The 12,440-nt window shown below is 62.0% G+C and carries 11 protein-coding genes; 5 read left to right on the plus strand and 6 right to left on the minus strand.

Annotated features, from left to right (window positions below; translation table 11 throughout):
• A complete protein-coding gene (gene dapF, locus KRX51_RS05035) occupies positions 1 to 852 on the plus strand; it encodes a diaminopimelate epimerase (RefSeq protein WP_218361876.1) in 852 nt (283 codons plus the stop codon).
• Here the strand turns inward: dapF and KRX51_RS05040 are convergent.
• Positions 849 to 1,613: a hypothetical protein gene (locus tag KRX51_RS05040; RefSeq protein ID WP_218361877.1), complete on the minus strand. Its 765-nt coding sequence runs from the start codon at positions 1,611 to 1,613 to the stop codon at positions 849 to 851. The genes dapF and KRX51_RS05040 overlap by 4 nt on opposite strands.
• Before the next feature lie 102 nt (positions 1,614 to 1,715).
• Here KRX51_RS05040 and hflX point away from each other — a divergent pair, with 102 nt between their 5' ends.
• Both hflX and KRX51_RS05050 read left to right on the plus strand, forming a co-directional pair.
• A complete protein-coding gene (gene hflX / locus KRX51_RS05045; RefSeq protein WP_218361879.1) occupies positions 1,716 to 3,281 on the plus strand; it encodes a GTPase HflX in 1,566 nt (521 codons plus the stop codon).
• A gap of 11 nt (positions 3,282 to 3,292) precedes the next feature.
• Positions 3,293 to 4,612 carry a solute carrier family 23 protein gene (locus KRX51_RS05050; RefSeq protein ID WP_218361880.1) on the plus strand — a complete coding sequence of 440 codons (1,320 nt, stop codon included), beginning with the start codon at positions 3,293 to 3,295 and terminating at the stop codon, positions 4,610 to 4,612.
• 63 nt (positions 4,613 to 4,675) lie between these two features.
• Here the strand turns inward: KRX51_RS05050 and KRX51_RS05055 are convergent, their stop codons facing one another.
• The 4 genes from KRX51_RS05055 to KRX51_RS05070 all read right to left on the minus strand — a co-directional run bounded on the left by KRX51_RS05055 (position 4,676) and on the right by KRX51_RS05070 (position 8,898).
• Positions 4,676 to 4,951: an HPr family phosphocarrier protein gene (locus tag KRX51_RS05055; protein WP_218361881.1), complete on the minus strand. Its 276-nt coding sequence runs from the start codon at positions 4,949 to 4,951 to the stop codon at positions 4,676 to 4,678.
• Between the two features lie 96 nt (positions 4,952 to 5,047).
• Entirely contained in the window at positions 5,048 to 7,123 is a 2,076-nt protein-coding gene (locus KRX51_RS05060; protein ID WP_218361882.1) for a fructose-specific PTS transporter subunit EIIC, read from the minus strand.
• 15 nt (positions 7,124 to 7,138) lie between these two features.
• Entirely contained in the window at positions 7,139 to 8,122 is a 984-nt protein-coding gene (locus KRX51_RS05065) for a 1-phosphofructokinase family hexose kinase (RefSeq protein ID WP_218361883.1), read from the minus strand.
• Positions 8,119 to 8,898, minus strand: a complete 780-nt coding sequence (locus KRX51_RS05070) for a DeoR/GlpR family DNA-binding transcription regulator (protein WP_218361884.1) — start codon at positions 8,896 to 8,898, stop codon at positions 8,119 to 8,121. Before KRX51_RS05070 ends, KRX51_RS05065 begins: the two co-directional genes overlap by 4 nt.
• Positions 8,899 to 9,199: 301 nt before the next feature.
• Here KRX51_RS05070 and ptsP point away from each other — a divergent pair, with 301 nt between their 5' ends.
• Positions 9,200 to 10,879 (plus strand): phosphoenolpyruvate--protein phosphotransferase, encoded by a 1,680-nt coding sequence (gene ptsP, locus KRX51_RS05075; protein WP_218361885.1) that lies wholly within the window; start codon positions 9,200 to 9,202, stop codon positions 10,877 to 10,879.
• A 94-nt stretch (positions 10,880 to 10,973) separates the two neighbouring features.
• Here ptsP and lexA read toward each other — a convergent pair whose 3' ends face one another.
• On the minus strand, positions 10,974 to 11,663 hold the full coding sequence (gene lexA / locus KRX51_RS05080) for a transcriptional repressor LexA (protein ID WP_218361886.1): 690 nt from the start codon (positions 11,661 to 11,663) through the stop codon (positions 10,974 to 10,976).
• Positions 11,664 to 11,933: 270 nt separating this feature from the next.
• On the opposite strand from lexA, the gene KRX51_RS05085 reads away from it, so the two are divergent.
• Positions 11,934 to 12,440 (plus strand): hypothetical protein, encoded by a 507-nt coding sequence (locus tag KRX51_RS05085; RefSeq protein ID WP_218361888.1) that lies wholly within the window; start codon positions 11,934 to 11,936, stop codon positions 12,438 to 12,440.

Below are 12,440 nucleotides of genomic sequence, written 5' to 3' on the forward strand. Positions count from 1 at the left end.
ATGCATTTCCTCAAAGGCCACGGCACCGAGAACGACTTCATCATCATCCCCGATGCCTCCGGAGAACTCGATCTGAGCGCCGAGCAGGTTGCCGCTTTATGTGACCGCCGCGCCGGGATCGGTGCCGACGGCATTTTGCGGGTCGTCCGCGCCGGCAGTCTTGGCACGGGCGAAGTGCTTGCCGACGGTATCGGCGAAGACGACTGGTTTATGGATTACCGCAATGCCGATGGTTCCATCGCCGAAATGTGCGGCAATGGGGTGCGCGTTTTCGCCCACTACATCGCTTCTCGTGGGCTTGCCGACGGCCCCGACATCCGGGTGGCCACCCGCGCGGGATTGCGCCCGGTGACGGTGCATTCCGCCGATGAGCGCACCGGCGAGGTCACCGTCGATATGGGCACGGTTGGGGTTTTAGGCGCGGCGTCGTGTTTCGTCGGTGCGGGCCGCTTCGGTGGTGTCGGTATCGACGTCGGAAATCCGCATCTTGCCTGTGTTGTACCGGGCCTCGACGCGGACGGGCTTGCGCAACTTGACCTCACTGCCCACGTGGACGTACCTGCGGATATGTTCCCGGCCGGGGTGAACCTGGAGATCCTCACCCCGCTGCGTGAAGGGGCAGTGCACATGCGTGTGATCGAACGCGGCTCCGGGGAAACCCGTTCGTGTGGCACCGGCACTGTGGCCGCCGCGGTGGCGGCCCTGGCCGATAGTGGTGAGCTTTCTGGCACTGTCACCGTCACTGTGCCCGGCGGTGAAGTCCAGGTCAGCGTGTCCGCGGAGGGAGCGGCGACGCTGACTGGCCCGTCCATCATCCTCGCCGAAGGCGATGTGGATCTCGCTGCGCTTTAACCGCAGCCGCAACCGCCGGAACCGCAGCCGCACCCATCGCCGCAGCCAGCCGGCGGGATAATTTCGCCCACCATCTGCACGGTGCCGGACACCACCATTCCTGGTTCAAGCGTCGGCACGTCATCGGTACTGACGCAGAAATCCATCGGCACTGGTCCGGCAGTGATCGTGGCGTGGTAGAAATTCTCGCCAGTCAGCGCATTGGCGCGGCGGTCCACACTGGACACCGTCGCCGAAATCACCGCACACGCATTCGGCACCCCACCGCCTGCCCGCAACACCGGGGCAGCACCGACCGGATTGAAGGTTCCGGGACGGTTACCGGTGCGTTCGGCATAGGCGTCAGCAGAGGCGTCGGTAGTGATATCTAAAGCCAGGCCTGTTAACGCGACTTGTTCGAAAGACTGGGTGCCGGCCTCCACAATCATCGGCCCCTGGGCGATATGTGCGGTCAGGGAGCACACGGTTTTTTCGAAATTGGGGGAGGAGGGCACGTCGTCGGTGATGTCGACTACTGAGAGCACATCATCGACCGGGCTGACATGCCCGGTAATTGTGCTGCTGGAGGCAAAGCCGGTGTACGTGGAGAAAGGCTCCACGCCCAGGATGTATAGCTGCGCGCCAGAGGGGTCGTCATAGCGCACCAGCTGGCCATCGCGAACCTCACCGATGACGGATAGCCGGTAGGTGGCGATTGCGGCCTCGATGGTTTCGCGCCAATCGGAGGTTCCGAAGCCAATGCTTTGCAGGTCGGTGCTCATACCGATGATCCTAGTGGTCGGTTGCCCCCGGACGGAACCAGCGGTGAGTAGTGCTCACGTAATTACCGCACCCTTGCGATAACCGTGCACAATAGAGCCCATATGAATGATGACCACACTTTCGACGCGCCTTCTGCGGGTGGCTCCGAAACGCCTGCAGGCACCGAGTCCGCCGACGACCTCATCGCCCGCGCGTTCGCCGATAATGACCACGGCCCGCTGCCGGTACGCCCAGTGAGCCCCGGCCCGGCCGTGGAGAATGAGCAGCCCACCACAGGCGATCTTGACCTTGAGGCCCGCTCCTCGCTGCGTCGCCTCACCCGTGCAGCAACCCACACCCAAGACGCCGAGGACATCACCGAAGTCGAGTACCGCCAGCTGCGTCTGGAACGAGTCATTCTGCTGGGTGTGTGGACCGAAGGCAGCCTCGCTGAGGCCGAAGCATCCATGGCTGAGCTGCAGGCCCTGGCGGAGACGGCGGGCTCTGAGGTTCTCGAATCTGTCATCCAGCGCCGTGACCAACCCGACCCCGGCACCTATATCGGTTCCGGCAAGGTCAAAGAACTGCGCGATATCGTCGCCGCCACCGGTGCGGACACCGTCATTGCTGATGGTGAACTTTCCCCGGGCCAGATGGTTGCCCTGGAGGACAAGCTGGATGCGAAGGTCATTGACCGCACCATGCTGATTTTGGATATCTTCGCCCAACATGCGAAGTCCAAAGAAGGCAAGGCGCAGGTCAGTCTTGCCCAGATGCAGTACTTGATTACGCGCCTGCGTGGCTGGGGTCATTCGATGTCCCGTCAGGCCGGTGGTCGGGCGGGTTCTAATGGTGGTGTGGGCCTGCGTGGCCCCGGTGAGACCAAGATTGAGACCGACCGTCGGCGCCTGCGCCAGGATATGGCCCGGATTCGCCGCGAACTGGAATCAATGAAGACTGCCCGCTCGGTGGGTCGTGCTCGCCGACGGTCCGGGCATCTGCCGCGCATCGCCATTGCCGGCTATACGAATGCGGGCAAGTCGTCGCTGCTTAACGCCCTGACCGGCGCCGGGGTGCTGGTAGAAAATGCCCTATTCGCCACCCTGGACCCCACCACGCGCCGCGCGCAGCTGCGCGACGGGCGCACTGTCATCATGACTGACACGGTGGGTTTTGTCCGCCACCTACCCACCCAGTTGGTGGAGGCTTTCCGGTCCACAGTCGAAGAAATCGTTGAGGCCGATCTTATTGTGCACGTCGCTGATGGCTCCGATGCTTTCCCGCTGAGCCAAATCAGCACTGTCACCGACGTCATTGCCGATATTGCTGCCGAACGTGGTGACACACCGCCACCGGAGCTGCTGGTGATCAACAAGATCGACCAGGCTGAGCCGTCCACCCTGGTTCAGCTGCGGCATGCGCTTGACGACGCCGTATTCGTTTCTGCGGCCACTGGTGAAGGTATTGATGAACTGCAGACCCGGGTGGAACTGGCCTTGAATATGTTCGACTCCCAGGTCGAACTCTTGGTGCCGTTTGACCGGGGCGATATCGTCGCCCGGGTGCATGAACAAGGCACCGTGCTCTCCGAGAGCTATACCGAACAGGGCACTTTAATTGAAGCCCGTATTCCCCGACAGTCCGCAGAGCAGCTGCGTTCCTTTTTCACCACTGGTGCCAGCGCGTAGCATTAGCGGCCGTGACCACTGAGCGCGTACAAACTACACCTGAACAACCCCACCGCGGATCTTTTTTCGGTTGGAAACTGCACGGCGACGGCCGCCATATCGAACGTGGGGCAGTGGTTGCCCCTGAGGAACGTCTCGACTGGCCGCGCACTATCGGCATCGGCATGCAGCATGTCATTGCCATGTTCGGCGCGACCCTTTTGGTGCCGTTGCTCACCGGGTTCCCGGTCAACACCACCTTATTGTTCTCCGGTCTGGGCACGATCTTATTCCTGCTGCTCACCCGCAACCGGCTCCCCAGCTACCTAGGTTCTTCCTTCGCGTTCATCGCCCCGCTGACTGCTACCCAGGCCGATGGCATCGGCGCCCAGTTGGGCATTGTTATCTCCTGCGGTATTGCGCTGACCCTGGTCGGCCTTGTGGTGAAGATGGCCGGGCGTCAGATTATTGACGCTGTTATGCCTCCGGCTGTCACCGGCGCGATTGTGGCGCTTATTGGTTTCAACCTGGCACCGGCTGCTACCGATAATTTCGCCACCCAGCCGCTGGTGGCGTTTATCACCATGGCTGCCATTGTGGTGGCTACTGTGGCGGGCCGGGGCATGGTCGCCCGGCTCGGTGTGCTCATCGGTGTCATTATCGGCTGGTTATTCGCCGCGCTGACCGGCAATCTTGACCCGGCAGCCACTGATGCGCTCAATGGCGCGAACTGGTTTGGGGTGCCCCAATTCCATGCCCCAGAGTTCCACCTCAATGCGGTGCTCATCGGCCTGCCGGTCATTGTCGTGCTCATCGCCGAAAACGTCGGCCACGTCAAGGCCGTGTCCGCCATGACTGCCCGCGATCTCGACGACCTTGCCGGTGATGCGCTCATCGCCGATGGTCTTGCCACTACCGTCGCCGGTGGCTTCGGCGGCTCGGGTACCACCACCTACGCGGAAAATATTGGCGTCATGGCGGCTACTCGCGTCTACTCCACCGCCGCATACTGGGTGGCCGCCGCCACCGCCATTGCGTTGGCGTTTATCCCGAAGTTCGGCGCCCTCATCCTGACCATTCCCACTGGTGTGCTCGGTGGTGCAGCCATTGTTCTCTACGGCCTTATCGGCATGTTGGGTGTGCGGATCTGGATGGATAGTCAGGTCGACTTCAATAACCCGGTCAACCTCACCGCTGCGGCTACCGCGATGGTTGCCGGTATCGGCAACCTGACCCTCAATATCGGCGACCTCACGCTGGAGGGTATCGCCTGGGGTTCGGTGGGCATCATCGTCGGCTACCCGATTCTCACCCGTCTTTACAGACTCGTCGGGGAGGGCGGGCAACAGTAGCCCAACCGCCAAAGAGGCCCTGCACCAGAACTGGTGCAGGGCCTTTTGCTGTGCAGTAGGGCTCTACTCGTCGTCGAGATTGCTTTCCACGAGCTCAGCGATCTTCTCCAGTGCCTCTTCATTATCCGAGGAGATGGTGACCTTATCGCCATATTCGGCGCCCAGTGACATGATCATCAGCGATGATGCAGCGTCGGCGGGCTCCAGATCGTCGTCATCGGCGTCGACAAGCTCGATCAGGATTTCGTCGTCGTATTCGGCAGCAACATCGGAAATCACGGTTGCCGGGCGGGCGTGCAGGCCGACGGTCGAGCCGACAGTAACGGTGCGGGAAGCCATATGGTGGCCATCCTTTCGATAAGCGCGGTGGCGACGATTGCCGCCGGGGATGTGACCCAACCCCGGCCTGTATGACCGGGGTTCTGAAAGTCAATCTTAGTTGGCGGCGCCCACGGATGCACCAGCCTGTGCAGACTCCTCGGCAGTCGTACGGGAACCACTGGGGCGCCAGAACTGCTTCAACACCGCCACCAGCACTGCTGCCACCACGGTGCCGACGATGATGGATGCGATCCACAGCAGCGGCTTATCGATAGCGAACAGCACGAAAATGCCGCCATGCGGTGCGCGGGAAGCAGCACCCAGGGCCATAGACATCGCACCGGTCACCGCGCCGCCAGCCATAATCGACGGGATGACCCGCAGCGGGTCAGCAGCCGCGAATGGGATAGCGCCCTCGGAGATAAACGAGGCACCCAGCAGCCAGCCGGCCTTGCCGTTCTCCCGCTCGGCGGGGGTGAACAGGCCCGGGCGCAGTGCAGAGGCCAGCGCCATAGCCAGCGGCGGAACCATGCCTGCTGCCATCACAGCGGCCATGATCTGCATTGCGAACTCATCGCCGGTGGACAATCCAGCAGTGGCGAATAGGTAGGCGGCCTTATTCACCGGGCCACCCATATCGGTGCACATCATCAGACCCAAGATGAGCCCCAGTACCGCCGCAGAGGTGCCGTCGAGGCCACTGAGCCAGTTCTGCATGCCGGTCATCACAGCGGTCAACGGCACACCCAGGAACAGGTACATCAGCAGGCCGACGGCAGCTGATGCCAGCAATGGGATGATCACTACGGGCATCAGGGAGGCCAGCCAACGCGGAACCTTCAGTGAGCCCAGGCCCAGTGCAATAAAACCGGCGATAATGCCGATGACCAGGCCGCCGAGGAAGCCAGCGCCGATTGCAGCCGAAATTGCGCCGCCGATAAAACCGGGGGCGATACCGGGGCGGCCAGCCAAGCCGTAGGCGATATAGGCGGCCAAAATGGCGACGATCACGCTCATCCCGTAGCCGCCGGTGACGAAGAAAATAGACCCGAGGTAGAGCAACAACCCGGAGCGGTTAACCGTTACTGGGTCACCATCGACGGCCACGGTATTCGAAGGCAAGTCCCACAGGCTGTACCCGGTAGCGACCTGGTCGGCGACCTTGGTGACGTCGAAATCACCGAAGAGGAAGCCCAGTGCGATGAGCAAACCGGAGGCGGCGACGAACGGGACCATATAGGACACGCCGGTCATCACGGCCTGTTGGATGCGCTTGCCCCAGCTCAGGCCGGAGCCGGCATGTTCATCGGTTATTGATGAGTCGGCGTTGGTGCCGCTGACCGTGGTGGCCTGTGGGTTCGTGGAGGCCGCTACGGCGGCGTCGATCAGTGCGTCCGGTTCGTTGATGGCGCGCTTCACACCACACTCAACCAAGGGTTTGCCGGCGAATCTTTCCCGGTCGCGCACGCCCACGTCGGTTGCGAAAATCACCGCGTCGGCATGGGCAATGGTGTCGTGGGAAAGCGCCTGGGTCGATGAGGAGCCTTGAGTTTCGACCTCAAGGTGCACATCATCGCGAGCCTGCGCGGCCTGGGTCAGTGAATCGGCGGCCATATAGGTGTGGGCGATACCTGTGGGGCAGGCCGTGATGGCGACGATCCGAGTCACAGTGTTGCCGGAGGCAGCCGTGCCGGTGGGGGTGCCCACATTATCGATGCTGGAGGCATTGTGATTGGGCTTATTGTCGATGTACTGACCGACCGCGTCGACGACCTCTGCTGGCGATTCTGCGCCCCGGAGCCTGGCCCGGAAGTCCTTTTTCACCAGCGCACGGGCTAGTTTAGACAAGATCTTCATATGGGCCTTATCCCCGTCGGCAGGCGCGCCGATAAGGAAAACCAGGTCGGCCGGCCCATCGGGCCCGGAGAAGTCCACCGGGTTCGCGAGGCGGGCGAAGACCAGCGTTGGGGTGGTGATGGCGCTGCTGCGGCAATGCGGGATAGCCACACCGCCGGGAACGCCGGTGGCTGACTTGTGCTCCCGAGCCAGTGCATCGTCGGCAAGCTGGTCGGTGTCCGTGGCGCGGCCGGCCCGGTAGGCGATATGTGCGAGGTGGCGGATGACGTCGTCGGCGCTGGTTCCAGCAGACACGTCGAGCTCGACGAGCTCAGGGGTAACGATGTCAGTCATGATGTCTTTTCTTGGTTAGCCGTCGAGGGTGGTGACGGTGGACTGTTCGGGATGAACCTGCTCCGGCGTAGGGGCTGTAGTACCAGGCAGGGCAGTAGCAGCGGCCCCATAGGCCACCGCATTAGTGAGGCATTCCGACGGTTGCGCCCCGGCGGTGCGGGCCAGCAAATAGCCCGCTAAAGCCGAGTCGCCGGCCCCCACCGTCGACAGCGGAATAATCGACGGGGAGGTGGCGTGGAGTACGGGTTCGTCTTTGCGGACAAGAATCGCACCGGCCTCGCCGAGGGTGACCAGGAGTTCACGAACACCAAGGTCATTAACCTTGCGGGCGGCGGCGATAAGATCGTCGAAATCGCCGTGGCAGGCGCGTTTTTCCAGCTCCAGGCCGTCGACGTCGGCAAGCTGGCCCAGTTCGAAACCATTGGGCTTCATCAGATCCGGTGCAGCTGATCTGTCACCGGTGCGCAAACCGTGCGCAATGGCCGCCAAAGGGCGGTCGGAGGTATCAACCGCAATCTGAATATTCGGGTTCGCCGAACGCAGTGCGGAAATAGCTTCGAGGTAGAACCGGTCCTCAACGCCACAGGGCAGACTGCCGGCCAGCACAATCCAGGTGCTTTCCACAGCGTAGGTCCGCAGCGCATTCAAACAGCGCGGGGCGGTATCGGATTCCCAGGACGCACCAGGGGTATTGAGCTTCGTAGTGGTGCCATCGGGCTCAATGATGGACATATTGGTGCGCGCCTCATCATTGGTGTCGATGGTGCGGTAGGGAATATTTGCCGCCCGCACCAGCCGAGAAAACCGGCCCGAAGTGGCCACCGGCACCAAAGCCAGAGTGCTGTGCCCGGCCAAATGGATGGCATTGGCCACATTGACGCCCTTGCCGCCGGCGACGTCAATAGCGTCAGTCAGCCGGTAGACGCCGCCGCGGTGCAGCTCGGTGCGGATCCGGCAGGTGCGGTCAATAGAAGGATTGGGGGTCAGGGTGATGATCATTGGGCGATGACAACCTCGACGCCATGTTCGCGCACCTCATCAAGGAAGGCCTGCGGTGCCGAATCATCGGTGATGACCACGTCAATATCCGACAGTGATGCGAAGCTGACCAGGTAATCGCGGCCGAGTTTGGTGGAATCGCACAGCACCACCACAGTGCGGGCATTAGCGATCATGGCGCGTTTCACCGCGGCTTCCTGCGGGTCAGCGGTGGATAAGCCGTGGTCGATGGTCACGGCATTAGAACCAATAAAGGCAACCTCGGCGCGCATCAGCGCCAGGGTGCGCAACGCCTGATCCCCGACCACGGCCTGGGTGATGGCGCGCACTGAGCCGCCCACAAGCTGCAGCTCCATATACGGGTTGGCGGCCAGGATAAGCGCGGCGGGAAGTGAGTTCGTCACCACCGACCAGTGCCGGTTGGCGGGGTCAGCGGACATCAGTTTCGCCAGCGCTTCGGTGGTGGTGCCACCGTCGAGGAACACCCCAGCGGCGTTTTCGGGCAGGAAATCCACCGCGGCGCGGGCGATGAGGCGCTTAGCATCGCGTTGCGCGTTCTCGCGGTCAGCGACGGATACTTCCAAGGTTTGGAAGGCTTTTGCTGCCACAGCGCCGCCGTGGACGCGGTTGACGGCGCCCTCGTCGGCAAGTTCTTTGAGATCGCGGCGGATAGTCTCACTGGTCACATTGAATGTGCGGGCGAGTTCGGCGACCATCACGCGGCCTTCAACCGCGGTGAGGGAAGCGATTTTGCGGCGTCGTTCCTCTGCGTACACAGGTGCTTCTCCTTGTGTGTCCCGCACTGTGCAGTTGGTGGGAGAAGGGGCCGCGGAAGGCTGCGTCAGTTTTCCGGCCCCTGACCCGGTTTCCGGTATTTTCGGAAAAATATTGCGGGGTATATCTGTGATTGTGCCCGGTTATGTGGGGGAGTCAAGCAGTTTGCATAGCCGGGGGTGGCCGAACCCCACGGGAGTGTGGATTTAGGGCGCAATGTGTGAATGTGCAACCCAAACAGGGATTTTGACCTTGTAGACTGATTCCAATTTCCGCAGCTACGGCTCGCTCCCAGGAGGATTCATGTCCCTTCCCGAAAGCATCAGCGCAACCGGTGTTGTTCTTGGTGTTGCCTACGCCCCCGTGGTGTGGGTGAACCCGCGGCCCGAACTGCCTACCGCCCCGGCCTCTATCGCAGCTGACGATATCGACGCCGAGATCGAGCGTTTTGAGCAGGCGACCACCGCTGTATCCGAGCGGCTGAAGCAACGCGCCGAGAAGGTCGACGGCAATGCCGCCGAGGTTTTGCACGCAACAGCCAAGCTGACCCTGGACCGGGGTTGGCACCGGGCTGCGAAGAAAGCCATCAAGGGCAAAACCACCGCTGAGTTGGCCACAACCGAGGCGATCGCGAAATTCGTGGACATGTTCCGCTCTGCCGGTGGCCTGATGGCCGAGCGCACCACCGACCTAGAAGATATCCGCGACCGGGTCATCGCCGAACTGCGTGGTGAGGACGAGCCCGGCTTGCCTCCGGTGGACAGCCCCTCGGTGCTTTTTGCTGATGACCTCGCCCCGGCTGATACCGCAACGCTTGACCCGCAGATGTATGTCGCCATGGTGACCTCGCTGGGTGGGCCGACCTCGCATACCGCCATCATTGCCCGCCAACTTGGTGTGCCTTGTGTTGTCGCTGCTGGTGCCCAGTTGCACGATATTCCGGCTGGCACGTTGGTGCTTGTCGACGGCGCCCGCGGCACCATCGCCACCAACCCTGATGAGCACCAGGCCACCACGGCCGTGGCGGAGGCGGCCGCGCATGCGAAAAAGACCGCTGAGTGGCGCGGCCCGGGCCGAACCGCCGATGGTGAGCTCATCCAACTTTTGGCCAATGTGGGCGATGGTCCGGCTGCGGCTAAAGCGGCCAATAGTGTGGCCGAGGGAATTGGCTTATTCCGCACCGAGCTGTGTTTCCTATCTGCCCCCGATGAGCCGAGCCTGGAGCGCCAGGTCGAAATCTATAGCAGGGTTTTCGGTGCCTTCCCGGAGTCGAAGATCGTGGTGCGCACCCTGGATGCTGGTTCCGATAAACCACTGAATTTCGCCAACCTCGGGGTGGAAGAAAACCCCTCACTGGGGGTGCGTGGTTTACGCATGGCGAGCGCTATTGATGGCCTGATGGAGCGCCAGCTTGACGCGATCGCTGCTGCACAGAACGCCGCTGACCGTTGTGCGGACGCCCCGATCTGGGTGATGGCGCCCATGATTGCCACTGTTGCGGAGGCGGAGTGGTTTGCCGCACTATGCCGGGACCGTGGTTTGGTGCCCGGCGGGATGATTGAGATTCCCGCTGCGGCGCTGATGTGTCACCAGCTGATGAAGGTGCTGGATTTCGTTTCCATCGGTACGAATGACCTCACCCAGTACGCGATGGCTGCGGACCGGCTTTCCCCGCATCTGGCTCATTTAACTGACCCGTGGCAGCCGGCGGTGCTGCGGCTTATTGATATGACGTGCCGCTCCGGTAAGGACCTCGACACTCCTGTTGGTGTGTGCGGTGAGGCTGCTGCCGATCCGCTCATGGCGGTGGTGTTGGTGGGCCTGGGTGTGACGTCGTTGTCGGCGGCGGCTACTGCGCTGCCGGGGGTGGGCGCGCAGCTTGCCGACGTCACCCGCGAGCAGTGTGTTGCCGCTGCTAAGGCCGCGTTGGATGCCCCGGATGCCGATAGTGCGCGGGAGGCTGCCCGAAACGCGCTTCGGTAGGTCAAGTTGGTCTGGCCTGCACCTTGTGGGCGCAGCTAAAAACGCTCCGAACTGTATGTTCGGAGCGTTTTTAGGCTCTGGTGTGCTTGATGCGCTAAACCTTGCGGAGCACGGCGACGACCTTGCCGATGATCTGGGCTTCGTCAGCCCGGAAAGGTTCGTAGGCGTCGTTATGAGGCAGTAGCCACCGGCCGGTGCTGTCTTCGAAGTACTCCTTACATGTGGCGGAGTCTTCGAAAAGCGCGGCGACGAAATCGTGATTATTCGCGGTCTGTTGGGAGCGGACGACAACATAGTCGCCGTCCATAATCCCGGCGTCTTTCATGGAGTCGCCGTCGATGCGCAGCATATATAGCTCACCTTGGCCGACAATTTCTTCCGGCATCGCCATGTAGTCATCAATATGCTGCTCGGCGAGAATCGGAGTCCCAGCGGCGATGGTGCCGACGATGGGCACGTACGCAGCTGGGGTAGCGCCCTGGGGAAGATCTGCTGCGGCTTTCGGCTTCGGGCCAGCCTTGGGTTTGCTGTGGGAGGAGTGCTGGTCGAGGCCACGAACATCGACTGCGCGGGGCTTATGTGGGTCCCGGCGCAGAAAACCCTTCCGCTCTAGTTCTTTGAGCTGGTAGGAGACCGAAGAAGTGGAGTTGAGGCCAACGGCGTCGCCGATTTCGCGAATGCTTGGCGGGTAGCCGCGCAGCTTCAACGCGTCTTGGATGACATCGAGGATGCGGCGCTGGCGGTCGGTGAGGGAGCTGATATTCGGCTTCTTCGAATCGCTCATCGGGTGGATGCCTCCATGGCGTCTGGGGACTGCTGTCTCAGTGAAGCGTGGCGCACCCTGGCGCCGGATTATCCGGTGTGTGCGGTGGCTTATGCCTTCGGTGGCAAAGCATAGTCGAACACTGTGCGCAGTGCACACACGTTCGAAAAATTCTTTCGAACGTGTGGACAGTGTCGAACACAGGTGCTATAAATCGAAGCATCAACGAATTCGAACAGTTGTGCCCCAGGGTGATAGCGCGTGTCCATCCAGTCGGCACAATCGGCAACCATGAAGGACAACATGATGACTCTCACCAATACCGCAGCTCAGAATAACCGGACCGGCAATACCGCCGCGATAATTGACAGTGGTTTGCCCAGCTGGATTGAGCAGACCACACCGGCGCGTCGCACGCGCCGTACGGGTACTACTCGAACACGGGGTCGTGCGCTGCGGCCGCCGCGTAATGGGGCGAACGCACCAACGACGCCGGGTGGTCGCGGGCCCCGGGTACATAACGGCAGCTATGCCCGTTCCCACGGCGATAATGCGCGCACGCTTCGTGCCACTATCCCGGCAGTCCACCGCGCCCATGAAGGCGCTGCACCTGCGCAGCACACTATTGGTCGTCCGGTGCGCAGCAGTGGGACGAACCGCCGCACTATCGGTGCCATCCTGGGTCTTGGGCTTTTCCTCGGCGGTGCCCTCAATTACGCCTGGGCGGACCCGCAACCCCTGGAAAGCCCCGCAGCCACCTACAGCGTTGGGGCCGCGAGTTCTTCAGTAGGGGAGTAG

The organism is Corynebacterium sp. TAE3-ERU12, assembly GCF_019209905.1.
Lineage (GTDB): Bacteria > Actinomycetota > Actinomycetes > Mycobacteriales > Mycobacteriaceae > Corynebacterium.

Coding starts and splice junctions, on each gene's coding strand:
- dapF (WP_218361876.1), top strand. CDS start 1: ATGCATTTCCTCAAAGGCCACGGCACCGAGAACGACTTCATCATCATC.
- KRX51_RS05040 (WP_218361877.1), bottom strand. CDS start 1,613: ATGAGCACCGACCTGCAAAGCATTGGCTTCGGAACCTCCGATTGGCGC.
- hflX (WP_218361879.1), top strand. CDS start 1,716: ATGAATGATGACCACACTTTCGACGCGCCTTCTGCGGGTGGCTCCGAA.
- KRX51_RS05055 (WP_218361881.1), bottom strand. CDS start 4,951: ATGGCTTCCCGCACCGTTACTGTCGGCTCGACCGTCGGCCTGCACGCC.
- KRX51_RS05060 (WP_218361882.1), bottom strand. CDS start 7,123: ATGACTGACATCGTTACCCCTGAGCTCGTCGAGCTCGACGTGTCTGCT.
- KRX51_RS05065 (WP_218361883.1), bottom strand. CDS start 8,122: ATGATCATCACCCTGACCCCCAATCCTTCTATTGACCGCACCTGCCGG.
- ptsP (WP_218361885.1), top strand. CDS start 9,200: ATGTCCCTTCCCGAAAGCATCAGCGCAACCGGTGTTGTTCTTGGTGTT.
- lexA (WP_218361886.1), bottom strand. CDS start 11,663: ATGAGCGATTCGAAGAAGCCGAATATCAGCTCCCTCACCGACCGCCAG.
- KRX51_RS05085 (WP_218361888.1), top strand. CDS start 11,934: ATGAAGGACAACATGATGACTCTCACCAATACCGCAGCTCAGAATAAC.